The following is a 25410-nucleotide window of genomic DNA, read 5'->3' on the forward strand; positions in this document are numbered from 1 at the left end:
CAGTGCAGACCGCTCTGAGCAAGGTTGTGTCGCGTGGCAGCAAGTTTTGCCATGGCCCGAGTCCGCTTGGATGTCCGCGCTGCGCGTCATTGGTACAGCAATGCCCTGAAATAATCCACGGCAAAAAAATGCACCTCGACGGTGCATTCAGAAGGGTTAGGCCAACAGGTCCTGCAGGGTCGCCAGACTGTCCGCTTCTGCCACCGGTTTGTCGTGGCGCCAGCGCAACATGCGCGGGAAGCGCACCGCAATACCGCTTTTGTGGCGCTTGGACAAGGCAATGCCCTCGAAGCCCAATTCGAAGACCAGCGTCGGGGTCACGCTGCGCACCGGGCCGAACTTCTCCACGGTGGTCTTGCGAACGATCGCGTCGACCTTGCGCATTTCTTCATCGGTCAATCCGGAATAGGCCTTTGCGAAAGGCACCAGCGTTCGCTCGGACGCTTCGGGTGGGCCATCCCACACGGCGAACGTGTAATCGCTGTACAGGCTCGCCCGGCGCCCGTGGCCGGCCTGGGCATAGATCAATACCGCGTCGACGCTGAACGGGTCGACCTTCCATTTCCACCAGGTGCCCATGTCCTTGGTGCGGCCGACGCCATACAGCGAATCGCGGGCCTTGAGCATCATGCCTTCCACACCCAGCGCGCGCGACGCTTCGCGCTGTCGGCCGAGGTCTTGCCAATCGTCGCCGGTCAATACCGGCGAGGGGCGCAGCACGGGGTCGGCGGCCTGCGCGATGACCTGTTCCATCCGCGTGCGACGTTCGTGCTGCGGGCGGTTGCGCCAGTCTTCCCCTGCCCATTCGAGCAGATCGTAGGCGAGCACCACCACCGGAATCTCTTCAAGGATTTTCTTGCTCAAGGTTTTACGGCCGATGCGCTGCTGCAGCAGGGCGAACGGCTGCACGGCGGGTGCATCGGCCGACGCACTCGATGACTCGTCCAGGCTGAAATGTTCAGGTGCCACATCGGTTGCTGGCGGGGTTTTCCAGACCACGATCTCACCGTCGATGACCGTACCGTCAGGCAGGCTCGCGGTCAGTGAGTGCAGCTCCGGGAAGCGATCCGATACCAGTTCCTCGCCGCGCGACCAGATCCACAAGCGCCCCTCGCGCTTGACCAGCTGGGCGCGAATCCCATCCCACTTCCATTCCACCTGCCAGTCGCTGCTGGGGCCCAGCAAGGTGTCGAACTGATCGACCGGTTGCTGCAGAGAGTGGGCGAGGAAAAACGGGTAGGGCTGGCCACCCCTTTGGGCATGTTCGTCCGCCGATTCCTGGGCGATGAGCTTGAGGTAACTTTCGGCGACCGGACGGTGCGACAGGTCGGTGTAGCCCACCAGGCGCTGGGCGACGCGCTTGCTGTCGATACCGGCCATCTGCGCCAGCGCGCGGGTGACCAACAGCTTCGACACACCGACGCGAAAGCTGCCGGTGATCAGCTTCAGGCACAGCATCAGGCTGGCCCGATCCAGCTGCGCCCACAGCGGCGGCAAGCGCGCGTGGAGCTCCTCGGGCGGCAGCCCGCGCAGGGGCAGCAGGGCGTTTTCCAGCCACCAGGCCAGGCCTTCGTCGCTGCTTTGCTCAGCTTCGGGCAGCAACAGCGAGAAGGTCTCGGCCAGGTCACCTACGGCTTGATAGCTTTCTTCGAACAGCCACTCGGGCACGTTCGCCAGTTTGATCGCCAGCTCGCGCAAGATCTTGGTCGGCACCAGCTGCCGTGGACGGCCACCGGAAAGGAAGTACACCGCCCAGGCAGCATCGGCCGGTTGCGCCTGACGGAAGTAATCTTCCAGAAACTGGCGCTTGGCATTGGTCGAGGTGGTTTCGTCGAGATTGGCATACAACTGCGCGAAAGCTTTCAAGACGCGACCTCCTGAGGTTCCTCTTCATTGCCGTACTCAGTGGTGAACCCCTGTGCGTCCAGGCCGATGTCGCGCAGATAGCGCACCAGCACCTCTACCGAGCCGTGGGTGACCATGACCCGCTCGGCTCCGGTCTGCTCGATGGCCCAGAGCAGGCCTGGCCAGTCGGCGTGGTCGGACAGCACGAAGCCTCGATCCACACCACGGCGGCGGCGGGTACCGCGCAGACGCATCCAGCCACTGGCGAAGGCGTCGCTGTACTCACCAAAGCGGCGCATCCAGGTACTGCCCCCGGCCGAGGGCGGGGCGATGATCAACGCGTTGCGCAGTGCCGGGTCGGTTTTCTTGAAGTCCCCGGCGTATTGGGTTTCCGGAATATAGACACCGGCATCGCGGTAGACGCGGTTGAGCGGTTCGACCGAGCCGTGGGCCAGAATCGGTCCGATGCTGGCATCGATGCCATGCAGCAAGCGCTGGGCCTTGCCGAAGGCGTAGGCGAACAACACGCTGGCCTTGCCTTGCTCGGCGTTGGCTCGCCACCACTGGTTCACTTCCTCGAAGATCTCCGCTTGCGGCTGCCAGCGATAGATCGGCAGGCCGAAGGTCGATTCGGTGATGAAGGTGTGGCAACGCACTGGCTCGAAGGGCGCGCACGTACCGTCCGGCTCGACCTTGTAGTCGCCCGAGGCTACCCACACCTCACCTTTGTATTCCAGGCGGACCTGGGCCGAGCCCAGTACGTGTCCGGCAGGATGGAAACTCAAGGTCACACCGTTGTGCTGCAGGACTTCGCCGTACTCGAGCAATTGCAGATTTATCTCCTGGCCCAGGCGAGTGCGCAGGATGCCTTCGCCGGGTGCTGCGGCCAGGTAGTGTTGGTTGCCCGTGTGCGCGTGGTCGCCGTGACCATGGGTGATCACCGCGCGCTCGACGGGCTTCCATGGATCGATATAGAAATCCCCGGCGGTGCAATACAGACCTTCGGGACGAGCGACGACAAGATCCATGGCAGGTCGGCCAGGTAATGGGTGTGTTGTTATGAGGGGGTGGGGCAGGGGAAAGTTCGAAGGCATACGCCTTGACGAGCGCTGCGCGTGGCCCGTGACGCAGGCATGAAAAAGCCCCTGCGATGAGGGGCTTGTTTCAGAATCTGGCTCCACGACCTGGACTCGAACCAGGGACCCAATGATTAACAGTCATTTGCTCTACCAACTGAGCTATCGCGGAATCTGCTGCGTATGTTACTGATTGCTAAGGGGAAGTCAAGCCTTCCCCTTAGCAAGGTTGTTACAGCACCTTGACGATGGCCTTGATCACGCCGCCGATATTGCTTTGGTTCAAGGCGGCCACGCAGATGCGCCCGGTATCCAGCGCGTAAATGCCGAACTCGCTGCGCAGGCGACCGACCTGCTCGGCGCTCAGCCCGGAATACGAAAACATCCCCGCCTGGCGAGCGACGAAGGTGAAGTCACGGTTGGCGCCCTGGGCAGCCAGGCCCTCGACCATTTGCAGGCGCATGCCGCGAATGCGTTGGCGCATCTCGCCCAGCTCGGCTTCCCACATGGCTCGCAGTTCGGGGCTGTTGAGCACGTTGGCGACGATCATCGCGCCATGGGTCGGCGGGTTGGAGTAGTTGGTACGAATGACCCGCTTGATCTGCGACAGCACGCGCGCGCGCTCGTCGCTCGACTGGGTGACGATCGACAGCGCACCCACCCGCTCGCCATACAGCGAGAACGACTTGGAAAACGAACTGGAAACGAAGAAGCTCAAGCCCGACTCGGCGAACAGGCGCACGGCCGCCGCGTCTTCCTCGATGCCGTCGCCAAAGCCCTGATAAGCCATGTCGAGGAACGGCACGTGGCCCTTGCGCTTGACCACATCCAACACGTTGACCCAGTCCGCCGCGTTGAGGTCGACCCCGGTGGGGTTGTGGCAGCATGCGTGCAGCACAACGATGGAGCCTGCGGGCAGGGCGTCGAGGTCTTCGAGCATGCCTGAACGGTTCACGTCGTTGCTGGTCGCATCATAGTAGCGGTAGTTGCGGACACTGAAGCCTGCAGCTTCGAACAGCGCACGGTGGTTTTCCCAGCTCGGATCGCTGATCGCGACGACCGCATCGGGCGACAGCTGCTTGAGGAAATCTGCACCGATCTTCAGGGCGCCGGTACCGCCAACGGCCTGCGTGGTGACCACACGGCCCGCTGCCAGCAGGGGCGACTGGGCACCGAATATCAAGGTCTGTACGGCCTTGTCGTAGGCAGCGATGCCGTCGATGGGCAGATAGCCACGGGCCGCGTGCTGTGCAACGCGCTGCGCTTCGGCTTCGATCACCGCGCGCAGCAGGGGAATTCGCCCCTCTTCGTTGCAGTACACGCCCACACCCAGGTTCACCTTGTCGGTGCGGGTGTCGGCGTTGAATGCTTCGTTGAGGCCCAGGATAGGATCGCGGGGTGCCAATTCGACAGCGGAAAACAGGCTCATTTTTACCGTAGCTCTGATCGGGAGTAAGGAAGGGTGCACGCTTCATCCATGCTGCGCGAAGCGGTGCGCGAGTGGGATGTCAGTATAAAGACGCTTGGCTGACGGGGCGACAGGTTGCACCTGGTTTTACCTGTTTTTGCCGATTTATTTTCGACCATTGGTCCCGCGTTTACCGGAGGTCTTGGGCCTTGCCCTTGAAACTCGTAGGAACAGGCGCAAACTAGGGTTAAGTACTGTCTATAAATACAGTCGGAAAATGTCCGGCTGGTGCGACTCATGAGGTGTGGCATGTCCCAGTTCCAACTCGTTACCCGTTTCGAGCCTGCTGGCGATCAGCCGGAAGCCATTCGCCTGATGGTGGAGGGTATCGAGGCAGGGCTGGCGCACCAGACATTGCTGGGGGTAACCGGATCGGGCAAGACGTTCAGCATTGCCAACGTGATTGCCCAGGTGCAGCGTCCGACACTGGTGCTGGCGCCCAACAAGACCCTGGCAGCTCAGCTGTACGGCGAGTTCAAGGCGTTTTTCCCGAACAACGCCGTCGAGTATTTCGTCTCCTATTACGACTACTATCAGCCCGAAGCCTACGTGCCGTCGTCGGACACCTTCATCGAGAAGGATTCCTCGATCAATGATCACATCGAGCAGATGCGCCTGTCCGCCACCAAGGCACTGCTCGAGCGCAAGGACGCCATCATCGTCACCACGGTGTCGTGCATCTACGGCCTGGGCAGCCCTGAAACCTATCTGAAAATGGTCCTGCACGTGGACCGCGGCGACAAGCTCGACCAGCGCGCGTTGTTGCGCCGTCTGGCCGACCTGCAATACACCCGCAACGAAATGGACTTCGCCCGCGCCACGTTCCGTGTGCGCGGCGACGTCATTGATGTGTTCCCGGCCGAATCCGATCTTGAAGCCATCCGTATCGAGCTGTTCGATGACGAGGTCGAGAACATCGCCGCGTTCGACCCGCTGACCGGCGAGGTCACGCGCAAACTGCCGCGCTTCACCTTCTACCCCAAGAGCCACTACGTTACTCCGCGCGAGACCCTGCTCGGCGCTGTGGAAGGCATCAAGGAAGAGCTCAAGGAGCGCCTGGACTACTTTCGCGACAAGAACAAGCTGGTGGAAGCCCAGCGGCTGGAGCAACGCACCCGCTTCGATCTCGAGATGATCCTCGAGCTGGGCTATTGCAACGGCATCGAAAACTATTCGCGCTACCTCTCCGGCCGCCCTTCGGGCGCCGCTCCGCCCACGTTGTACGATTATTTGCCAGCCGACGCCTTGCTGGTGATCGACGAGTCGCACGTCAGCGTTCCGCAGGTGGGTGCGATGTACAAGGGCGACCGCTCGCGCAAGGAAACCCTGGTCGAGTACGGCTTCCGCCTGCCGTCGGCGCTGGATAACCGGCCGATGCGTTTCGACGAGTGGGAAGGGGTGAGCCCGCAGACCATCTTCGTATCTGCTACCCCCGGCAACTACGAGGCCGAGCACGCGGGGCGCATCATCGAGCAGGTGGTGCGCCCGACCGGCCTGGTCGATCCGCAGGTGGAAGTGCGGCCGGCGCTGACCCAGGTGGATGACTTGCTGTCCGAGATCCGCAAGCGCGTCGCAACCGATGATCGCATTCTGGTTACCGTGCTGACCAAGCGCATGGCCGAAGACCTTACCGATTACCTGGCCGACCATGACGTGCGCGTGCGCTACCTGCACTCGGACATCGACACCGTGGAGCGGGTGGAGATCATTCGCGACCTGCGCCTGGGCGCGTTCGACGTGATCGTGGGGATCAACCTGCTGCGCGAAGGCCTGGACATGCCCGAGGTCTCGCTGGTGGCGATTCTGGATGCCGACAAGGAAGGTTTCCTGCGCTCCGACCGCTCGCTGATCCAGACCATTGGCCGTGCCGCGCGAAATCTCAATGGGCGTGCCATTTTGTATGCTGATCGCATGACCGGTTCGATGGAGCGTGCCATCGGCGAAACCGAGCGCCGTCGCGAGAAGCAGATCGCCTTCAACGAGGCCAATGGCATCGTGCCCAAGGGCGTTATCAAAGATGTCGCCGATATCATGGAAGGCGCCACCGTGCCCGGCTCGCGCAGCAAGAAGCGCAAGGGCATGGCCAAGGCTGCCGAGGAAAACGCACGCTACGAGAACGAGCTGCGCTCGCCGAGCGAGATCACCAAGCGCATCAAGCAGCTGGAAGAGAAGATGTACCAGCTGGCACGGGACCTGGAGTTCGAAGCGGCAGCACAGATGCGCGACGAAATCGGCAAACTGCGCGAGCGCCTGCTCAAGGTCTGACACCGCGTCGCCCCCTTCGCGGGTAGAACCTGCTCCCACAGAAAAGCACCAACCAGCCCGCCCCCATGTGGGAGCGGGGCGGGCGGCCGAGCCCTCTGCCCGCGAAGGCCGCACTGCGTTCCCAGCCGAGCACCCATGCCCGTCGCCACACGATTCTGGAGCCTTGCCCCCAAGCCCTGCTAACATCGGCGTTTCGATTCAACCTGCTCGAGACCCTTCATGACCGTTCGTACGCGTATCGCCCCATCGCCCACCGGCGACCCCCATGTCGGCACGGCCTACATCGCCCTGTTCAACTATTGCTTTGCCAAACAGCATGGCGGCGAATTCATCCTGCGCATCGAAGACACTGACCAGTTGCGCTCCACCCGCGAGTCCGAGCAGCAGATCTTCGACGCCCTGCGCTGGCTGGGCATCGAGTGGAGCGAAGGCCCGGACGTAGGCGGCCCTCACGGCCCTTACCGGCAAAGCGAGCGGGGCGACATCTACAAGCAGTACGCCCAGCAACTGGTCGACATGGGTCACGCGTTCCCCTGCTTCTGCACGGCCGAAGAACTCGACCAGATGCGCGCCGAACAAACCGCCCGGGGCGAAACCCCGCGCTACGACGGTCGTGCCCTGTTGCTATCGGCCGAGGAAGTCCAGCGTCGCCTGGCAGCAGGCGAGCCCCACGTCATCCGCATGAAGGTCCCTACCGAGGGCGTCTGCGTGGTCCCGGACATGCTGCGCGGCGATGTCGAAATCCCGTGGGACCGCATGGACATGCAGGTCCTGATGAAAACCGACGGTCTGCCCACCTACTTCCTGGCCAACGTGGTCGATGACCACCTGATGGGTATCACCCACGTACTGCGCGGTGAAGAATGGCTCCCCTCGGCGCCCAAACTGATGAAGCTCTACGAATACTTCGGCTGGGAGCAACCGGCACTGTGTTACATGCCGCTGCTGCGCAATCCTGACAAGAGCAAGCTGTCCAAGCGCAAGAATCCGACCTCGGTCACGTTCTACGAGCGCATGGGTTTCATGCCTGAAGCCATGCTCAACTACCTGGGCCGCATGGGCTGGTCGATGCCCGACGAGCGCGAAAAGTTCTCCCTGGCTGAAATGGTCGAGCACTTCGATCTTTCCCGTGTATCCCTGGGCGGTCCGATCTTCGATATCGAGAAGCTCTCGTGGCTCAACGGCCAGTGGTTGCGCGAGCTGCCGGTGGAACAGTTCGCCGCACGGGTACAACAGTGGGCTTTCAACCCTGACTACATGATGAAGATCGCTCCCCACGTGCAGGGCAGGGTGGAAACCTTCAGTCAGATCGTTCCGCTGGGTGGCTTCTTCTTCGCCGGCGGGCTGCAGCTGGACGCGCGCCTGTTCGAAAGCAAGAAACTCTCTGCGGACCAGGTGCGGCAGCTGATGCAGTTGATCCTGTGGAAGCTGGAAAGCCTGCGCCAGTGGGACAAGGAACGCATCACCGCGACCATCCAGGCCGTGGTCGAGTCGCTTGGTTTGAAACTGCGCGACGCCATGCCGCTGATGTTCGCCGCAATCACCGGGCAAGCCAGCTCGGTGTCGGTTCTGGATGCCATGGAAATCCTCGGCCCGGACCTGACCCGTTTCCGCTTGCGCCAGGCCCTCGACCTGCTCGGCGGCGTCTCCAAGAAAGAAAACAAGGAGTGGGAGAAGCTCCTGGCTGCAATCGCCTGACCCCCGACGCGGCTCGCGCCGCTGCTACAGAAGATCGCGGGCCCGGCACACCGCACGTGCATCCGATGCACCGCGATCCCTGTAGCAGCGGCGCAAGCCGCGTCGCTCCTCGCCCAAACCCAGCAAAACCGGTAAGTCCCTGTAATCGCGATAAAAAACTTCAGAATAATTCTGAAAATAAGTTTGACACCCTGGCGAGGTCGTCTTAATATGCGCCCCGTCCACACAGCAACACACTGTTTGGGGCTATAGCTCAGCTGGGAGAGCGCTTGCATGGCATGCAAGAGGTCAACGGTTCGATCCCGTTTAGCTCCACCAAATTCCAGGTTCGATGTCACGTGCTGATGACGAGCCGATCAGTTCCAGACTGATCTTGGTAGAAGGTATGTCCCCTTCGTCTAGTGGCCTAGGACACCGCCCTTTCACGGCGGTAACAGGGGTTCGAGTCCCCTAGGGGACGCCAGTTGTACAGAAATGCCAGTGAAGTCGGCATTCCGCCGCAGGGCGATAAATTCGGGGCTATAGCTCAGCTGGGAGAGCGCTTGCATGGCATGCAAGAGGTCAACGGTTCGATCCCGTTTAGCTCCACCAATTTGCCGGAGTCCGCAACAGCGGGCTTGACTGAAGGTTTTGCGTCCCCTTCGTCTAGTGGCCTAGGACACCGCCCTTTCACGGCGGTAACAGGGGTTCGAGTCCCCTAGGGGACGCCACGATTACCCGCTCTGCGGGACTTATAAGGCTCATTCGATTATTGAATGAGCCTTTTGTTTTTCTGCCCTCGCAATAATCGCCCATTCCTGAATCGCCACCGCCCAATTCTTCAGGAGCGCCCATGAACTGGGATCGGCCCACCCCCTTCGTTATCCAGCTCCAGGTGCAGTCCGACGACATCGACGGCCTCGGGCATGCCAACAATGCAGTCTACGTAACCTGGCTCGAGCGCTGCGCCTGGCAGCACTCGCAGCACCTGGGTCTGGATCTGGCAACCTACCGCCAGTTGGATCGCGCCATGGCCGTGGTGCGCCATGAGATCGACTACCTGGCCAGTGCCCACGAAGGCGATGAGCTGCACCTGGGTACCTGGATCCTCGATTGGGACCGCCGCCTGAAAATGACACGCCAATTCCAGCTGCTGCGTCCGCGCGATGGTGCGGTGCTGCTGCGGGCCCGCACTACCTTCGTGTGCATCGAGCTGTCCAGCGGCAAGCCCAAACGCATGCCGCCGCAGTTTCTGGAAGGGTACGGCTCGGCGATAGCCATCGAGCCCTAGAGCCATCAATTCTTGGCACCATCGGGTAGCAGCGCTGCCGTCGATGTGCAGGCTTTCTGCTAGAATCCGCTCCCTTTCACGCCTCTGCCCGAGAACTACCCCATGCAATTAGCTTTGGCGCCCATGGAAGGGTTGGTCGACGATATCCTGCGCGACGTCCTCACCCAGGTCGGCGGCATCGACTGGTGCGTCACCGAGTTCATCCGCGTCAACGAGCGCGTGCTCACCGCCGCCTACTATCACAAGTTCGGCCCCGAGCTGCTTACCGGTGCGAAGACCCGTGCCGGGGTGCCGCTGCGCGTGCAACTGCTTGGCTCCGACCCCTCGGCCCTCGCCGACAACGCTGCGTTCGCCTGCACCCTCGGCGCGCCCGTGATCGATCTGAATTTCGGCTGCCCGGCCAAGACGGTGAACAAGTCCCGTGGCGGCGCGGTGCTGCTCAAGGAACCCGAGTTGCTCCACCGCATCCTGCGCGAAGTGCGCGCCACCGTCCCTGCGCACATTCCCGTGACGGCCAAGATGCGCCTGGGTTTCGATACCCCGGACAGCGCCATCGAATGCGCCACGGCCTTGGCCGAGGGCGGAGCGGATGTGCTGGTGGTGCACGCGCGGACCAAGGTCGATGGCTACAAGCCGCCTGCGCACTGGGAGTGGGTCGCCAAGGTGCAGGACGTGGTGAAGGTGCCGGTCTATGCCAACGGCGACATCTGGACCGTGGCCGACTGGCGGCGCTGCCGCGAGGTCAGTGGCGCGCAAGACTTCATGCTCGGTCGTGGCCTGGTGTCCAGGCCCGACCTGGCTCGGCAGATCGTTGCGGCCCGGCAAGGCATCGAGCTGCCTGACATGACCTGGTCCGAGCTGCTGCCATTGATCCGCGAATTCTGGCGTCAAGCCCGTGCGCAACTGACACCACGCCAGGCACCGGGCCGACTCAAGCAGTGGCTGGCCATGCTGACCCGCACCTACCCCGAAGCGACCGAGCTGTTCACCCTCGTGCGTCGCGAGCAGGATTGCGACGCCGTGGAACGATTGCTGCAGCCGGGCTAGCGGGTCGCCTTACCGCACGAAAAAATGGCTGCGCCGTTAAAATGTTTTCGTGCGAACTCTTGAAAGCCCTTGGGTGGTCCCTATCTATGGGGTACGCGATGCCGAATTCGGGTCGCGGAGACAACCACTCGCTGAGATTCAGGAGAGACACATGACTACCGCATTTTCCCTTGCTCCACTGTTTCGCCACTCCGTGGGCTTCGATCGGTTCAATGACCTGTTCGAGTCTGCCGCACGCAACGAGTCGGCCAGCAGCTACCCACCCTACAATGTCGAAAAGCATGCCGATGATCAGTACCGGATCGTCATTGCCGCCGCAGGCTTCCAGGAAGAAGACCTGGAGCTGCAGGTCGAGAAGGGCGTACTGACCGTCAGTGGTGGCAAGCGCGACGCTGATACCAGTGCAGTGACCTACCTGCACCAGGGCATCGCCCAGCGCGCGTTCAAGCTGTCGTTCCGCCTGGCCGACCATATCGAGGTCAAGGCTGCAGCGTTGAACAGCGGGCTGCTCAATATCGACCTGCTGCGTGTCGTGCCTGAAGAGGCCAAGGCCAAGCGGATCCCCATCAATGGATCCGCGCAGACTCGTCTGCAGTAACGCTTGAAGCCGTAGAAGAAAGGGCGCCTGGTGGGGCGCCCTTTTTTATTGGCTGAAATTTCTCCGGGTTGTCAGGCCTGTCGGCGCGTGTCGGCCAGCACCGGCACACTGCCTGCTGCAGGAAACAACACCAGATGGTCGGCGGCGACCTGAATACCAACTTCGGCCCCTGGCTGATAGTCCAGGTGACTGGGGAATACGGCTTCAAGTTGGCTGCCGGTCGGTAGCTGCAGGCGATACAGGGTAGCGGCGCCCTGGAAGCTCTTGCCGACGATGCGTGCCTTGAGCGAGCTGTCGGGCGCGTGCACGATGTCGTCGGGACGCAGCAGCAGATCGACGGCGCTACCGGCAGGCCATGTATAGGCACGGTTGCCACGCAGAACACCCAGCTCGGTACTCACCGTCTCCGGATCCAGCAATTGACCACGTATGAAATAGCCCTGGCCGATGAAGCTGGCCACGAACGGCGTAGCGGGTTCATGGTACAGGTTGTACGGCGTATCCCACTGCTCCAGCCGACCCTCCTTGAACACGCCCACATGATCGCTGACGGCGAAGGCTTCTTCCTGATCATGGGTGACCAGGATCGCGCTGGTACCGCGGCGCTTGAGAATGTCCCGCACTTCGTGACTCAAGCGACGGCGCAGCTCGACGTCGAGGTTGGAGAAGGGTTCGTCCAGCAACAGCAGCTGCGGCTCCGGCGCCAGTGCTCGGGCCAGCGCGACACGCTGTTGCTGGCCACCCGACAGTTCATGGGGATAGCGTGCATCCAGGCCACCCAGGTTGACCAGTTCGAGCATGTCGCCGATGACCTGTGCCTGGCGCGGATGCTTGCGAATGCCGAAGGCGATGTTCTGGGCCACGGTCAGGTGGGGAAACAGCGCGTAGTCCTGAAAGACCATGCCGATCCGACGTTTCTCCGGGGCCAGGGTGTGCCCGGCCTTGGAAATGATTTCGCCATCGAGCGTGATCTCGCCTTCATGAACCGGCTCGAAACCGGCGATGGCGCGCAGGGTCGTGGTCTTGCCGCATCCAGAGGAGCCGAGCAGGCAACCGATGTCGCCTGCATTCAAGTGCAGATTGAGGTTCTGGACCACGCGTTGGGCGCCATAGCCGCAGGCCAGGTTGCGCAGTTCGAGCAGCAGTGCGGTGCTCATTGAGGGCGATACCCTGGAGCGACCAGAAATTCCAGCAGCGCTTTCTGCGCATGCAGGCGGTTCTCGGCCTGGTCCCAGGCCACGGCGCGAGGGTCGTCGAGTATGTCGTGGCTGATTTCCTCGCCGCGATGTGCAGGCAGGCAATGCATGAACAACGCGTCGTCGGCCGCCAGGTCGAGCAGCTCGCGGTTGACCTGATAGGGCTTGAACAGCTTCAGGCGGCGGGCGGTTTCTTCTTCCTGGCCCATGGAAGTCCAGACGTCGGTGCTGACCAGATGCGCGCCACGTACGGCTTCGCGCGGATCGCGGACCACGCTGACGCGGTCCGGGGCCATGGCGAGGAATCGCGAGTCGGGCTCGAAGCCTTCGGGGCAGGCAATGCGCAGTTGGAAGTCGAACTGGATGGCCGCTTCTATATAGCTGTGGCACATGTTGTTGCCATCGCCGATCCAGGCCACTGTCTTGCCTTGAATGGCACCACGGTGTTCCAGGAACGTCTGCATGTCGGCAAGCAACTGGCACGGATGCAGGTCATCGGACAGGCCGTTGATCACCGGTACCCGCGAATTGGCGGCGAACTCGGTCAGTGTCTGGTGGGCGTAGGTGCGGATCATCACCGCATCGAGCATGCGCGACATGACGATGGCACAGTCGCCGATGGACTCGCCACGGCCCAGCTGTGTATCGCGCGGGGACAGGAAAATCGCCTGGCCGCCGAGCTGGATCATGCCGGCTTCGAAGGACAGGCGGGTACGCGTCGACGATTTCTCGAAGATCATGCCCAGTACGCGGTTCCTCAAGGGTTCGAAAAGCACGCTGCGCTGGCGCAGGTCCTTGAGCTCGATGCCTCGACGAATGATGCTGATTAGCTCTTCGGGCGTGCAATCCATAAGGGAGAGAAAGTGCCTTGCGCTCATCATTGACTACCTTTTGCCACGGACCGCAGGTACTCGAAAACAGGTTTTTCGGAAAAACGAGTGAGACCTGCGGCGAAAGCCGCACGGGGCGACGAAATAAGGGAAGGCGCCATCCTATAAGGAACTGTCGCCTTTTACCAACAGCCACTGCAGTTTTGAACGGGGCCAACAAGTTTCACAGGGTTTCGATAGCTGGATGTTTCGCCCGACCATCTGACGTTTCCTAAACATCGGGCGTGGGTTATAAATGCGTCTTGGGAAACACACGGAGTTTGCGGAATGGAATCGAAAGAACAACAACTGCTGGAGCTGCTCGGCCTGACCGCGCGCACCCTGACCCACCTGACGGCATCCATGACCTCGATGTCGTTCGAACTGCTGCGCAGTTCCGACGAGGTCACACGCTCGGCCGGCAAGCACATGATTGATCGCATGGCGACCATCAGCACCGGCCTGGACGACCACTGGCGCCTCATCGGCGAACTGACCGGTGTGCATGTCGCCCAGGAAGAAGTCGAAACTGTCCTGGAAATCCAGCTGCAGGCACTGCCACCTTCGCTGCCGCTGAACTAGTTCGGCACACTTGGCAACGCCTTCGCTCTGAGCAACGGTCAGCGCAAGAGCCCGAGCGTAGCGCTCGGCTTTCCGTTACAATGCCTCACCGTGCCGACGACTGAGTCGGATATACAAGCCGAGCGAGGTGCTCCATGGATATTATCGAAACGATCAAAGAGCAGATTGCCAACAACACAATCCTGCTTTACATGAAAGGCTCGCCGAATGCGCCCCAGTGCGGTTTCTCGGCCAAGGCTTCGCAGGCGATCATGGCCTGTGGCGAAAAGTTCGCCTACGTCGACATCCTGCAGAACCCGGAAATCCGTGCAAACCTGCCCAAGTACGCCAACTGGCCGACTTTCCCGCAGCTGTGGGTGGCCGGTGAGCTGGTAGGCGGTAGCGACATCGTGGCCGAAATGGCCGCCAACGGTGAATTGCAGACGCTGGTCAAGGACGCTTCGGCCAAGGCCGCACAGCCCAAAGCCGACGCGTGATCCGCTTGCTGGCTGGCCTTGGTGCCAGCCAGCCATGAAAAAGCCCCGCGCTGTTCACGCAGCGCGGGGCTTTTTCATGGTGTCGCGTCAGGGTTGGGAAGACTCAGCTTTCTTCGCCCATGCTCGACTGCAGGTAGTTCTCGATCCCGACCTTGTCGATCAGGCTCAGTTGAGTCTCCAGCCAGTCGATCTGTTCTTCCTTGCCTTCAAGAATGTCTTCGAGCATTTCGCGGCTGCCGAAGTCGCCAGCGGTTTCGCAATGAGCGATGGCGCCTTTCAGATCGCCCAGGCCCTTGTATTCGATCTTGAGATCGCAGGCCAGCATTTCACCGGCGTGTTCACCGATCAAAATCTTGCCCAGCTCCTGCAGGTTGGGGATGCCCTCGAGGAACAGCACGCGCTTGATCAACTTGTCGGCGTACTTCATTGCGTCGATCGACGCCTTGTATTCATGCTTGCCCAGCTTGTTCAGGCCCCAGTCTTCGTACATGCGGGCATGCAGGAAGTACTGGTTGATGGCGACCAGCTCGTTTCCGAGGATCCTGTTGAGATGCTGGATGACGCTGATATCGCCTTTCATGATCAGAGAGCCTGCGCGGGTATAGGAGTAATGGCGTGAAGTTTGGCCTCAGGAACTAAGCATGTCAAACCTAAGTTATTGAATACTATATGAAAATTAATCGGAATAAGAATGACTGAGTTCCGCGTTTGTTGCTAAGTCGTTGTATTCCAGACATAAAAAAACCGGGCGGGGCCCGGTTTCTTCAAAGACGGTGGTTTTACGCGGGTGTAAATTCTGCTGGGTAGGGCAGTGCAGAGGCCTGAGCGGTCTGGATTTGAGTCAGGGTATCGCGTACCACTTCCTTGGCTAGGCAGGCACATTTACCGCACTGCGTGGCCACGCCGAGGGTTTCACGCACGTCACGAAAGCTGCAGCAGCCTTCGTAGATCGCATCGCGAATCTGACCATCGGTGACACCCTGGCAAAGACAGACATACATACGTAAGAACCGCCGCTGTGTTGGTTTCAATGCGGAGGATCCTAATGTTAATGAGAATGCTTGTCAAAGCAACTCGCGACTACGTTTGGCACAAGCGATGAACGGTTGCAGCAGGGGCCGTCGATCATTCTCGACGTTCCCTGCTGCACCGGTTCAATCGTTGAAATCCTGCCAGCCGCCCATCTGCTTCCAGCGATTGACGATGCCGCAGAACAGCTCGGCGGTCTTCTCCGTGTCGTAGCGAGCCGAGTGAGCCTCGCGCCCGTCGAAATCAATATCGGCGGCCTGGCACGCCTTGGCCAGGACGGTCTGGCCGTAGGCAAGCCCTGCCAGGGTAGCGGTGTCGAAGCTGGAAAAGGGATGGAACGGGTTGCGCTTCATTTCGGTACGCGCAACCGCGGCATTGAGAAAGCCGAGGTCGAAACTGCTGTTGTGGCCCACCAGGATCGCGCGCTTGCAACCGTTGGCCTTCAGCGCCTTGCGGATGCCGCGGAAGATGTCGGTCAGCGCTGTCTCTTCGCTGACGGCCATGCGCAGGGGGTGGTCCAGCTTGATACCGGTGAACTCCAGCGCAGCGGCCTCGACGTTGGCCCCCTCGAACGGCTCGACGCGGAAGAAGTAGGTATGGTCGGCAAAGACGAAGCCTTTCTCGTCCATGCCGATGGTCGTTGCGGCGATTTCCAGCAGGGCGTCGGTGGCGCAGTTGAAGCCGCCCGTCTCCACGTCCACGACTACCGGCAGGTAGCCGCGGAAACGTGCGGCCATGGGATGGCGCGAGCCAGTGCCCGAACCGCCCGTGTCTTCGTCGTCGTAGTTGTCTTCACTCACGCATCTTTCTCCAGCAGGCGCCAGCGCAGTTGTTCACCGGCGCGCAGCGGGATGACTACCTGCTCACCGAATGGCAGGCTGGTTGGGGCGGTCCACTCGTCGCGGACCAGGGTAATGGTGTCGGTGTTGCGCGGCAGGCCGTAGAAATCCGGGCCATGCAGGCTGGCGAAGCCTTCCAGCTTGTCCAGCGCATCACGCTGCTCGAATGCCTCGGCGTACAGCTCGATACCGGCGAAGGCGCTGTAGCAGCCGGCGCAGCCACAGGCCGCCTCCTTGGCATGCTGCGCGTGGGGCGCCGAATCGGTGCCCAGGAAGAACTTGGCGCTGCCGCTGGTGGCGGCGTCGAGCAAGGCAACCTGGTGCGTATTGCGCTTGAGAATCGGCAGGCAATAGAAGTGCGGGCGGATGCCGCCCACCAGCATGTGGTTGCGGTTGTACAGCAGGTGCTGCGGGGTGATGGTCGCCGCGACATTGGCCGGCGCGGCCTTGACGAATTCGGCGGCCTCGGCCGTGGTGATGTGCTCGAACACCACCTTGAGCGCGGGAAAGCGCTCTACCAGCCGGCGCATGTGCTCGTCGATGAAGATCTTTTCGCGGTCGAACACGTCGACATCACCACGGGTGACCTCGCCGTGGATCAGCAGCGGCATGCCGGCATCGCTGAGGGCTTCGAGCGCCTCGGTGATGTTGTCCAGGCTGGTCACCCCGGAATCGGAATTGGTAGTGGCGCCGGCCGGGTACATCTTGGCCGCCTTGACGAAGCCGCTGGCCTTGGCGGCGCGGATGTCGGCAGCGCTGGTGCGATCGGTCAGGTACAAGGTCATCAGCGGTTCGAAGGCGCTGCCTGCAGGGCGTGCGGCAAGGATGCGCTGGCGATAGGCATCGGCTTCGGCGGCGGTGCGCACCGGCGGTACCAGGTTGGGCATGACGATGGCGCGGGAGAAGATTCGCGATACATCGGCCACGGTATGCGGCAGCACGGCACCATCACGAAGATGAATGTGCCAGTCGTCGGGACGCAGAAGGGTCAGGCGGTCGGACATTGGGGATTCCAGGCGGTTCGAACTCGCCGCGAATGCTACCGGAAAACGCCGTGCACGGCATCCGCTATCAAGTTTTGCAGGCCATGTCCGATACCTTGGAAGTACCCTGTTCGAACCCGTGGAGCCTGTCGTGCGCCAGCGTTATATTGCCCTGCTCAGTGTGTTTGCCAGCCTTCCGGCCCTGGCGATGAATTTCCAGACCCGTCTGGAGAACGTCGAGTGGAAGGTCGCGGGTGACCAGTTCGAATGCCGCCTGGGCCAGCCCGTGACCAATTTCGGTTCGGCCGAATTCGTCCGCCGTGCCGGCGAGCAGGCCGTGTTTCGCCTGACTTCCGCCAGCCGCCTGCTGGGCACGGGTTCTGCCACGCTGATTGCGGCTGCGGCACCGTGGCAACCCGGTCGCGGCGACATCAATCTGGGCAGCGTGCGCCTGGGCCATGGCGAAGCTCTGCTCACCAGCTCGCAAAGCCAGGCCAGCGGCTTGATCAATGGCCTGCTCGAGGGTCGCATGACCCTGGTACGCAGCCAGTCCGGAGGCGGCCAGCCGGTGGAGATCCGCCTGCTCTCGGCGCGTTTCGGCCAGGCTTTCGGCGAGTACCAGGCCTGTGCAGCAAAGTTGCTGCCGATGAACTACGACCAGATCCGCCTGAGCGAAGTAGGCTTTCCCCGCAACCTCGAGCTCGATGGGGCGGCCAAGGCGCGCCTGGACAAGCTGCTGGCTTTCATGAAGGCCGATCCGAGCGTCAATCACGTGCAGCTCGACGGGCATTCGGACAACAGCGGCAACCGCCTGGTCAATCGCGATCTGTCCAGGCGTCGGGCCATGGCCGTGCAGGAATACCTGCTGGCCCATGGCTTGAGCGACAGCCAGATCACCTTGCGTTTCCATGGCGAAAGCTACCCGCTGGTGACCAACAACACAGCTGCCAATCGGGCGCGCAACCGCCGTGTGAGCATTGAGTTGAGCCGTGCCGAAGCGGCCCCGAACGTCACCCCAGCCACCGATTCGCCCGCCGTTCTGGCCACGGAAAAACCCCCTGCCAAGCCTTTGTGATTGTCGCTTGTTCAACCAAAGCTGTCGCGCCCCTGTAAATTCGCGGCCTTGGGCGGTAGAATCGACGGCTTTCCGTAGAACCCGTGGAGTGATGGCATGGCGGACGTAAACAAGGTCGTTCTGGCGTATTCCGGCGGCCTGGACACTTCGGTGATCCTCAAGTGGCTGCAGGATACTTATAACTGTGAAGTGGTGACCTTCACTGCCGACCTGGGTCAGGGCGAAGAGGTCGAACCGGCCCGCGCCAAGGCACAGGCCATGGGCGTGAAAGAAATCTACATCGACGATCTGCGCGAAGAATTCGTGCGTGACTTCGTGTTCCCGATGTTTCGCGCCAACACCGTTTACGAAGGCGAGTACCTGTTGGGTACGTCCATCGCTCGTCCGCTGATCGCCAAGCGCCTGATCGAAATAGCCAATGAAACCGGTGCTGATGCCATTTCCCACGGCGCCACCGGCAAGGGCAACGACCAGGTGCGCTTCGAACTGGGCGCCTATGCACTCAAGCCCGGCGTCAAGGTCATCGCACCATGGCGTGAATGGGATCTGCTCTCCCGTGAAAAGCTGATGGACTACGCCGAAAAGCACAACATTCCGATCGAGCGCCACGGCAAGAAGAAATCGCCGTACTCGATGGACGCCAACCTGCTGCACATTTCCTACGAGGGCGGTGTGCTGGAAGACACCTGGACCGAGCACGAAGAAGATATGTGGCGTTGGACCGTCTCGCCGGAGAACGCCCCGGACACCCCACAGTACCTGGAGCTGACCTTTCGCAATGGTGACATCGTCGCGCTGGATGGCGTCGACATGACCCCCGCGACCGTGCTGGCGACGCTGAACCGCATCGGCGGCGAGCACGGCATCGGCCGCCTGGATATCGTCGAGAACCGCTACGTGGGGATGAAGTCCCGTGGTTGCTACGAAACCCCGGGCGGCACCATCATGCTGCGCGCCCACCGTGCGATCGAATCCATCACCCTGGATCGCGAAGTGGCCCACCTCAAGGACGAGCTGATGCCCAAGTACGCCAGCTTGATCTACACCGGCTACTGGTGGAGTCCTGAACGTCTGATGCTGCAACAGATGATCGACGCCTCCCAGGTCAACGTGAACGGTGTGGTTCGACTCAAGCTGTACAAGGGCAATGTGATCGTTACCGGTCGCAAGTCCGATGACTCGCTGTTCGACGCCAACATTGCGACCTTCGAGGAAGACGGCGGCGCCTATAACCAGGCCGATGCCGCAGGCTTCATCAAGCTCAACGCGCTGCGCATGCGCATTGCCGCCAACAAGGGCCGCACGCTGTTCTGATACAGCGCAGGCGTGTCGGCAACCCCGGTTTCGACCGGGGTTTTTTTATCGATCAGCTCAGCAGTACCGTCCACTTCAAACGACCGGGCTGCAGCGCCGCCACTTGGCAATGCAGCCCGGTCAGGCGCGTGACCAGTGCACTGGGCAAGGGTGGCGGTGCAGCCTGGCCCACCAGCACGATCAATAACGGTCGGACGTGCTTGCGCGTTTCCAGAATATCAGCCAGCCGTTCCAGATGGGCTGCCACGCGGGTGCGCGTGGGCAACGTGCTGGTGTCGATGATATGCAGATCATTGTGCGCCAGGCGTACCCGGTTATCGGCTCGGTATTTATAAGCGTCCACTTCGTTGTCGAGACTTTCAAGAAAATACGCTGAACTCTCGAAGTCCGAGGGCGAGTAAAGTGCACGTCGATTGAAGTTGAGCGTTGCAAAGAAAAGAATGGCCAGGAAAGTTGGGAAACCTACCAGAAACCATATATAGATGGTCTGGCTGGTGTCGTCCAGAAACGGCAGGCTCGCCAAGGCCGATGCCTCGACCATGGCCGTGAACAGCGCGATGACGCCCAGCGGATTGGGACGGGTGATCTTCTTGTTAGCCACGTGTGCCTCGCAGGGCCGTGTCCGGCCGGTAGTTGCTGGGCCAACGATAGTAGTAGGGTCGCCGGGCCGCGCAGGATGCATAGTTATCTGCCTGCCGCTGTCGTGGTGCCCGCGGGCATGCGCCGCTGCACGCGGTCGCCAAGGCTCTGGCCCGGTGTTTTCCAGCTGAAGTTGTGTAGATCGACTGCCGGTATTTATCCTGCAACAGCTTGGCCGGTTCGAGGCGCACGGCTCAATTGAAGCGGCTGGTCAATTATGCAATGCTCCTGCTCCTTGGTTTTATAAGCAGAGCTCGATGCCGCCAAACACTGTACAGAAATTTTCACCGGCTTAATATGTAGGAATATTCGTCGGGTGTTGTAGGAAGTGTCTTAGTTATTGCCTGCCCAGATTCTCTATCGTCCAAGGCGGCAGTTGTCTGGGGTAATGTGCGGGCTCTAGAATTCGAACAGCGAAAATTGGATCTTCCCATGAATAAAGTGCTGATCGTGGACGACCATCCGGTCATCCGCCTCGCCGTGCGGTTGCTGATGGAGCGCCACGGCTACGAGGTAGTGGCCGAGACCGACAACGGCGTCGACGCGTTGCAACTGGCCCGTGACCACGCCCCGGACATCGTCATTCTCGATATCGGTATTCCCAAGCTCGACGGGCTGGAAGTCATCGGTCGGCTCACGGTCAGCGAGCCTCAGCTCAAGGTGCTGGTGCTGACTTCGCAGGCACCGGGGCATTTCTCCATGCGTTGCATGCAGGCAGGTGCGGCGGGCTACGTGTGCAAACAGCAGGACCTCACCGAACTGCTCAGTGCGATCAAGGCCGTATTGTCCGGCTACAGCTATTTCCCCAATCAGGCGTTGCACTCGGTGCGAGCGAGCCTGGGCAATGCCTCGGAAGCCGATATGGTGGATCGCCTGTCCGGGCGAGAAATGATGGTGTTGCAGCAGTTGGCCAAGGGCAAGTCGAACAAGCAGATCGCCGACGGCATGTTCCTCAGCAACAAGACCGTGAGTACCTACAAGACGCGCCTGCTGCAGAAACTCAATGCTCGCTCGCTCGTCGACCTGATCGAGTTGGCTCAGCGCAATGGGTTGGCCTGATCTGCAGGCAAGCCATGTGGCCTATATATCGAAATCGTAGTCAGCCAACTGCCGTTGCAGACGTTTTTCCTCGAGCAGGTTATCGATCGTACGGCGCTTGCTCAGATTGCTCTTGACGGGCTCGACGACGGGCTCGGCTTCTTCACTTTCTACGGTGGTGAAGTCGTCTTCCGTTTCCAGCACTTCGTTATCGGTACTCATGATGTCAGCTCCAGGCATGTGCTGCCAATGGCGGACCTTATAGCGATATTCGAAGACGGCGTAAAAAAGATTTTTTCAATCGAGAGCTGAGCTCTTACAGGCAACCTCAATCGTCGCTGGTCTTGTGCTTGTATTCACACAGGTCTTCGATGCGACAGCTACCACAGCGGGGCTTTCGCGCCTGACAAACGTAGCGTCCGTGCAGGATCAGCCAGTGGTGCGAGTCGAGCAGGTACGCGCGGGGCACGAACTTCATCAGTTTCTGCTCGACCTCGACCACGTTTTTCCCCGGCGCGATCCCGGTGCGGTTGCTGACACGAAATATGTGAGTGTCGACGGCCATGGTCAGTTGCCGAAACGCCGTATTGAGCACCACGTTGGCGGTCTTGCGTCCAACGCCAGGCAGCGCTTCGAGAGCTTCGCGGGTCTGCGGCACCTGGCCGTTGTGCCGTTCCACGAGCAGGCGGCAGGTTTCGATGACATTGCGCGCCTTGCTGTTGTACAGGCCGATGGTCTTGATGTAGCTCGACAGCCCTTCGACGCCCAGCGCATGCATCGCCTGGGGAGTCGGTGCGACGGGGAATAATTTCGCGGTGGCCTTGTTCACGCCCACGTCAGTGGATTGTGCAGAGAGAATGACGGCGATCAGCAGCTCGAAGGCAGACCCATAGGCCAGTTCCGTCTTGGGCTCTGGATTGTCTTCGTGCAGCCGACGGAAGATTTCCTGGCGTTTCGTCGCGTTCATCGGGTGAATAGATCCTTGGCAGGCTGGGCTAGAGTGTTTGCAGTGTGGCGAGGTGACGTTCGGCGGCCTCATGCTCGCGGCCCAAGGTGTCGAGCACGAGGAATTGCTCGAATGTTGGCGGGGTCACGAAAGCCTTCCGGGTTTTCACCAGCTGTGCGCGGGTCATGGCCACGGCAATCTTCGCCTGTTTCAGGGCGCTATCGCCACCGCTGGCCTTGGCCGCCTTCGCTGCCTTGATCCGTTCGAGTGCCGACAGGGCTGGGCCCTGCGCTAGCGCAACGGTCGCTGAACGCAGGGGCCTTGGCGCTCGCTCGGCCTGTCGGGCAGTCTCGATCCTTTGCAAGCGCTCGTTGCGGGCCTGGTAGCGTTGTCGGGCCTGATCGCGCTTTCGCAGTCGAGCGCGTTGCTGTTCGGGACCGCACGAAGGGTCGCTCGCCAGCGACGTGAAAGCCGATGTCGGCGCCGGGCGCATCTCGATGCAGTCGACGGGGCAGGGCGCCACGCACAGGTCGCAACCCGTGCATTCGTCTGCCAGTACGCTGTGCATCAACTTGGCCGCGCCGAGAATGGCGTCCACCGGGCAGGCTTGAATGCATTTGGTACAGCCGATGCATTCCGCCTCGCGTATGTAGGCGACCTGGGCGGGTGCCGTGCCACGTTCCGGGTCCGGTGCCAGTACCGGCAACTGCAGCAACTGGGCCAGGGCGACGATGGTCGCATCACCCCCCGGCGGGCAACGGTTGATCGGTTCACCGGCGGCAATACCGGCTGCGTAGGGCTTGCAGCCGGCATGGCCACATTTGCCGCATTGAGTCTGCGGCAGCAATGCGTCGATGCGTTGGATCAGGGTCATGGGCCGGCCGGAGTGCGGATGAGGGCAGATGGCAAGGGTGACGTTGGCAGCAGCCTTGCCCGTCGTCTTGCGCTGAAGATGACGGGCAGGGTGCGCGAGCCGCGGACCTATTTGATGCGCTGGCCGGGCTTGGCGCCGCTGTCGGGGCTGAGCAGGTAGATTTCCTCGCCGCCAGGGCCCGCTGCCATGACCATGCCTTCGGAGATGCCGAAGCGCATCTTGCGAGGCTTGAGGTTGGCAATCATCATGGTCAATCGACCTTCCAGCGCGGCCGGGTCAGGATAGGCGCTCTTGATCCCGGAGAAGACGTTGCGCTGTTCATCGCCGATGTCCAGGGTCAAACGCAGCAGCTTGTCTGCGCCTTCCACCGCTTCGGCCTTGAGGATCAGCGCGACGCGCAAGTCGACCGCAGCGAAGGCGTCGAAGTCGATCTCGGCGGCCAGTGGCTCCTTGGTCAGCTCACCGTTGCCAGTGGCGGGCGTAGGCGCGACAGGGTCCTGGGCAGCGGCGAGGTCTTGCTTGGAGGCATCGGTCATCGTCTGCACCTTGACCGGGTCGATACGGGTCATCAGCGCCTGGAACGGGTTGAGTCGATGGTCGGCGAGCCAAGTGGCATGGTCGTCCCAGCTCAGGGGTTCGACATTGAGGAAGCGTTCGGCTTCGCGGGCCAGCTCGGGCAATACCGGCTTGAGGAAGATGATCAGTTGACGGAACAGGTTGATGCCCACCGCACAGACGGCCTGGACCTCGTCGCCGCGGCCTTCCTGCTTGGCCAGCGACCACGGCGCTTTCTCGGCAATCCAGGCGTTGGCACGGTCGGCCAGTGCCATGATTTCGCGCATGGCGCGGGCGAAGTCGCGGACTTCATAGGCTTCGGCGATGCTCGGCGTTGCATCGAGGAACGCCTGGGTCAGCTCCGGCGCGGCATTGGCGGTGACCAGCACGCCGTCGTTGCCCTTGTGGACGAAACCGGCGCAGCGGCTGGCGATGTTGACCACCTTGCCCACCAGGTCGGAGTTGACCTTCTGCACGAAGTCATCGAGGTTGACGTCCAGGTCGTCCACGCCACGGCCCAGCTTCGATGCGAAGTAGTAGCGCAGGTATTCGGGTGCCAGGTGATCCAGGTAGGTACGGGCCTTGATGAAGGTGCCGCGCGACTTGGACATCTTCTCGCCATTGACCGTAAGGAAGCCGTGCACGTTCAGCGCGGTCGGCTTGCGGTAGCCGGCGCCTTCGAGCATGGCTGGCCAGAACAGCGCATGGAAGTTGATGATGTCCTTGCCGATGAAGTGGTACAGCTCTGCCGTCGAATCCTTGCCCCAGTACGCATCGAAGTCGAGTTCGGGGCGGCGGGCGCAGAGGTTCTTGAAGCTGGCCATGTAGCCGATCGGCGCATCCAGCCACACGTAGAAATACTTGCCTGGCTCGCCGGGAATCTCGAAGCCGAAATACGGCGCGTCGCGGGAAATGTCCCACTCCTGCAGGCCGGCATCGAGCCACTCGGCGATCTTGTTGGCCACCGCGTCCTGCAAGGTGCCGCTGCGAGTCCAGCCTTCGAGCATCTGCTGGAAGTCAGGCAACTTGAAGAAGAAGTGCTGGGAATCCTTGAGTACGGGCGTGGCGCCCGAGATCGCCGACTTCGGATCCTTGAGCTCGGTGGGTGCGTAGGTGGCGCCGCACTTTTCGCAGTTGTCGCCGTACTGGTCGGCTGCCGCGCACTTGGGACAGGTGCCCTTGATGAAGCGGTCGGCCAGGAACATCTGCTTCTGCGGGTCGAAGTACTGGGTGACCGAACGCTGGGCAATATGACCGGCTTCGCGCAGTTTCAGGTAGATCTCGCTCGACAGCTCGCGGTTTTCTTCGCAATGGGTGGAGTGGAAATTGTCGAAGTCCACCAGGAAGTCGGCGAAGTCGGCGCTGTGCTCGGCCTTGACGTTGGCGATCAGCTGTTCCGGCGTGATGCCTTCCTTTTCCGCGCGCAGCATGATGGCCGAGCCATGGGCGTCATCTGCACAGACATAGACGCACTGATTGCCGCGATGCTTCTGGAAGCGCACCCACATATCGGTCTGGATGTACTCCAGCATATGGCCAAGGTGGATGGAACCGTTGGCATAGGGCAGGGCGCTGGTGACGAGAATCTTGCGTGGCTCGGACATGGGGCTCGGCTACTGGAAGTGAAACGAAGACCGAACACTATAAAGGGGCCAAGGGATTTTTTCACCTGTTGTCAGGGCTTGCGAGCAGCGTTCGGTGATCCGTCCGCGTCAGTGCGATCATGCC

The 25410-nt window shown here is 61.3% G+C and carries 23 protein-coding genes, 5 tRNA genes and 1 pseudogene; 14 read left to right on the forward strand and 15 right to left on the reverse strand.

Annotated features, from left to right (window positions below):
• Nucleotides 1-156 precede the first annotated feature (156 nt).
• The 4 genes from IFT75_RS06095 to IFT75_RS06110 all read right to left on the reverse strand — a co-directional run bounded on the left by IFT75_RS06095 (nt 157) and on the right by IFT75_RS06110 (nt 4350).
• The gene (locus IFT75_RS06095; protein WP_122479259.1) at nt 157-1866 is read right to left on the reverse strand and encodes an ATP-dependent DNA ligase; all 1710 of its coding nucleotides are present in this window, start codon (nt 1864-1866) and stop codon (nt 157-159) included.
• On the reverse strand, nt 1863-2873 hold the full coding sequence (locus IFT75_RS06100) for a ligase-associated DNA damage response exonuclease (RefSeq protein WP_192053789.1): 1011 nt from the start codon (nt 2871-2873) through the stop codon (nt 1863-1865). The genes IFT75_RS06095 and IFT75_RS06100 overlap by 4 nt, the downstream gene beginning before the upstream one ends.
• 144 nt (nt 2874-3017) lie before the next feature.
• Nucleotides 3018-3093, reverse strand: a tRNA-Asn gene (locus tag IFT75_RS06105).
• Nucleotides 3094-3153: 60 nt separating this feature from the next.
• Nucleotides 3154-4350, reverse strand: coding sequence for an amino acid aminotransferase (locus tag IFT75_RS06110; protein ID WP_192053791.1), 1197 nt, complete (start codon nt 4348-4350; stop codon nt 3154-3156).
• 288 nt (nt 4351-4638) lie between these two features.
• On the opposite strand from IFT75_RS06110, the gene uvrB reads away from it, so the two are divergent.
• From uvrB to IFT75_RS06155, 9 genes are all read left to right on the forward strand, one after another.
• On the forward strand, nt 4639-6654 hold the full coding sequence (uvrB, locus tag IFT75_RS06115; protein WP_192053793.1) for an excinuclease ABC subunit UvrB: 2016 nt from the start codon (nt 4639-4641) through the stop codon (nt 6652-6654).
• Nucleotides 6655-6873: 219 nt separating this feature from the next.
• The gene (gene gltX / locus IFT75_RS06120; RefSeq protein ID WP_122479255.1) at nt 6874-8352 is read left to right on the forward strand and encodes a glutamate--tRNA ligase; all 1479 of its coding nucleotides are present in this window, start codon (nt 6874-6876) and stop codon (nt 8350-8352) included.
• 242 nt (nt 8353-8594) lie between these two features.
• Nucleotides 8595-8670: transfer RNA gene (locus IFT75_RS06125), tRNA-Ala, on the forward strand.
• 69 nt (nt 8671-8739) lie between these two features.
• A tRNA-Glu gene (locus IFT75_RS06130) sits at nt 8740-8815 on the forward strand.
• A gap of 52 nt (nt 8816-8867) precedes the next feature.
• Nucleotides 8868-8943 (forward strand) — tRNA-Ala (locus IFT75_RS06135).
• 43 nt (nt 8944-8986) lie between these two features.
• Nucleotides 8987-9062: transfer RNA gene (locus IFT75_RS06140), tRNA-Glu, on the forward strand.
• 122 nt (nt 9063-9184) lie between these two features.
• Nucleotides 9185-9622 (forward strand): acyl-CoA thioesterase, encoded by a 438-nt coding sequence (locus tag IFT75_RS06145; RefSeq protein WP_122479254.1) that lies wholly within the window; start codon nt 9185-9187, stop codon nt 9620-9622.
• Nucleotides 9623-9724: 102 nt separating this feature from the next.
• A complete protein-coding gene (locus IFT75_RS06150) occupies nt 9725-10669 on the forward strand; it encodes a tRNA dihydrouridine synthase (protein WP_122479253.1) in 945 nt (314 codons plus the stop codon).
• Between the two features lie 151 nt (nt 10670-10820).
• Nucleotides 10821-11267, forward strand: a complete 447-nt coding sequence (locus tag IFT75_RS06155; RefSeq protein WP_192053795.1) for an Hsp20 family protein — start codon at nt 10821-10823, stop codon at nt 11265-11267.
• Between the two features lie 71 nt (nt 11268-11338).
• On the opposite strand, the gene IFT75_RS06160 is transcribed toward IFT75_RS06155, so the two are convergent.
• Complete coding sequence (locus tag IFT75_RS06160; protein ID WP_192053797.1) at nt 11339-12424, reverse strand: ABC transporter ATP-binding protein; 1086 nt, start codon at nt 12422-12424, stop codon at nt 11339-11341.
• Complete coding sequence (argF, locus tag IFT75_RS06165; protein ID WP_192053799.1) at nt 12421-13341, reverse strand: ornithine carbamoyltransferase; 921 nt, start codon at nt 13339-13341, stop codon at nt 12421-12423. The genes IFT75_RS06160 and argF overlap by 4 nt, the downstream gene beginning before the upstream one ends.
• A gap of 279 nt (nt 13342-13620) precedes the next feature.
• Here argF and IFT75_RS06170 point away from each other — a divergent pair, with 279 nt between their 5' ends.
• Together IFT75_RS06170 and grxD are read left to right on the forward strand one after the other, a co-directional pair.
• A complete protein-coding gene (locus tag IFT75_RS06170; RefSeq protein WP_122479249.1) occupies nt 13621-13914 on the forward strand; it encodes a hypothetical protein in 294 nt (97 codons plus the stop codon).
• A gap of 134 nt (nt 13915-14048) precedes the next feature.
• Nucleotides 14049-14390 carry a Grx4 family monothiol glutaredoxin gene (gene grxD, locus IFT75_RS06175; protein ID WP_043187303.1) on the forward strand — a complete coding sequence of 114 codons (342 nt, stop codon included), beginning with the start codon at nt 14049-14051 and terminating at the stop codon, nt 14388-14390.
• A gap of 103 nt (nt 14391-14493) precedes the next feature.
• Here grxD and bfr read toward each other — a convergent pair whose 3' ends face one another.
• From bfr to pyrC, 4 genes are all read right to left on the reverse strand, one after another.
• Complete coding sequence (bfr, locus tag IFT75_RS06180) at nt 14494-14970, reverse strand: bacterioferritin (RefSeq protein WP_122713240.1); 477 nt, start codon at nt 14968-14970, stop codon at nt 14494-14496.
• A gap of 199 nt (nt 14971-15169) precedes the next feature.
• A complete protein-coding gene (locus tag IFT75_RS06185; RefSeq protein ID WP_122479247.1) occupies nt 15170-15391 on the reverse strand; it encodes a bacterioferritin-associated ferredoxin in 222 nt (73 codons plus the stop codon).
• Between the two features lie 153 nt (nt 15392-15544).
• A complete protein-coding gene (gene rnt / locus IFT75_RS06190) occupies nt 15545-16219 on the reverse strand; it encodes a ribonuclease T (RefSeq protein ID WP_122479246.1) in 675 nt (224 codons plus the stop codon).
• Nucleotides 16216-17262, reverse strand: a complete 1047-nt coding sequence (gene pyrC / locus IFT75_RS06195) for a dihydroorotase (protein WP_192053801.1) — start codon at nt 17260-17262, stop codon at nt 16216-16218. Before pyrC ends, rnt begins: the two co-directional genes overlap by 4 nt.
• A 130-nt stretch (nt 17263-17392) precedes the next feature.
• Between pyrC and IFT75_RS06200 the strand changes: the two genes are divergently transcribed.
• Nucleotides 17393-18316, forward strand: coding sequence for a flagellar protein MotY (locus IFT75_RS06200; RefSeq protein ID WP_122479244.1), 924 nt, complete (start codon nt 17393-17395; stop codon nt 18314-18316).
• Between the two features lie 96 nt (nt 18317-18412).
• The gene (locus IFT75_RS06205) at nt 18413-19630 is read left to right on the forward strand and encodes an argininosuccinate synthase (protein ID WP_122479243.1); all 1218 of its coding nucleotides are present in this window, start codon (nt 18413-18415) and stop codon (nt 19628-19630) included.
• A gap of 52 nt (nt 19631-19682) precedes the next feature.
• On the opposite strand, the gene IFT75_RS06210 is transcribed toward IFT75_RS06205, so the two are convergent.
• Nucleotides 19683-20231: a hypothetical protein gene (locus IFT75_RS06210; protein WP_122479242.1), complete on the reverse strand. Its 549-nt coding sequence runs from the start codon at nt 20229-20231 to the stop codon at nt 19683-19685.
• Nucleotides 20232-20701: 470 nt separating this feature from the next.
• Here IFT75_RS06210 and IFT75_RS06215 point away from each other — a divergent pair, with 470 nt between their 5' ends.
• The gene (locus tag IFT75_RS06215; protein ID WP_122479241.1) at nt 20702-21328 is read left to right on the forward strand and encodes a response regulator transcription factor; all 627 of its coding nucleotides are present in this window, start codon (nt 20702-20704) and stop codon (nt 21326-21328) included.
• 21 nt (nt 21329-21349) lie between these two features.
• Here IFT75_RS06215 and IFT75_RS06220 read toward each other — a convergent pair whose 3' ends face one another.
• The 4 genes and pseudogenes from IFT75_RS06220 to metG all read right to left on the reverse strand — a co-directional run bounded on the left by IFT75_RS06220 (nt 21350) and on the right by metG (nt 25286).
• Nucleotides 21350-21529 (reverse strand): PA3496 family putative envelope integrity protein, encoded by a 180-nt coding sequence (locus IFT75_RS06220; protein WP_192053803.1) that lies wholly within the window; start codon nt 21527-21529, stop codon nt 21350-21352.
• Nucleotides 21530-21635: 106 nt separating this feature from the next.
• Entirely contained in the window at nt 21636-22274 is a 639-nt protein-coding gene (nth, locus tag IFT75_RS06225) for an endonuclease III (RefSeq protein WP_192053805.1), read from the reverse strand.
• Nucleotides 22275-22308: 34 nt separating this feature from the next.
• Nucleotides 22309-23127: pseudogene (locus tag IFT75_RS06230) on the reverse strand (RnfABCDGE type electron transport complex subunit B); the annotation flags it as partial.
• A gap of 107 nt (nt 23128-23234) precedes the next feature.
• Nucleotides 23235-25286: a methionine--tRNA ligase gene (gene metG, locus IFT75_RS06235; RefSeq protein WP_192053808.1), complete on the reverse strand. Its 2052-nt coding sequence runs from the start codon at nt 25284-25286 to the stop codon at nt 23235-23237.
• Between the last annotated feature and the right edge of the window lie 124 nt (nt 25287-25410).

The organism is Pseudomonas sp. CFBP 8758 (assembly GCF_014841725.1).
In the GTDB taxonomy this organism is placed as follows: Bacteria; Pseudomonadota; Gammaproteobacteria; order Pseudomonadales; family Pseudomonadaceae; genus Aquipseudomonas; species Aquipseudomonas baltica.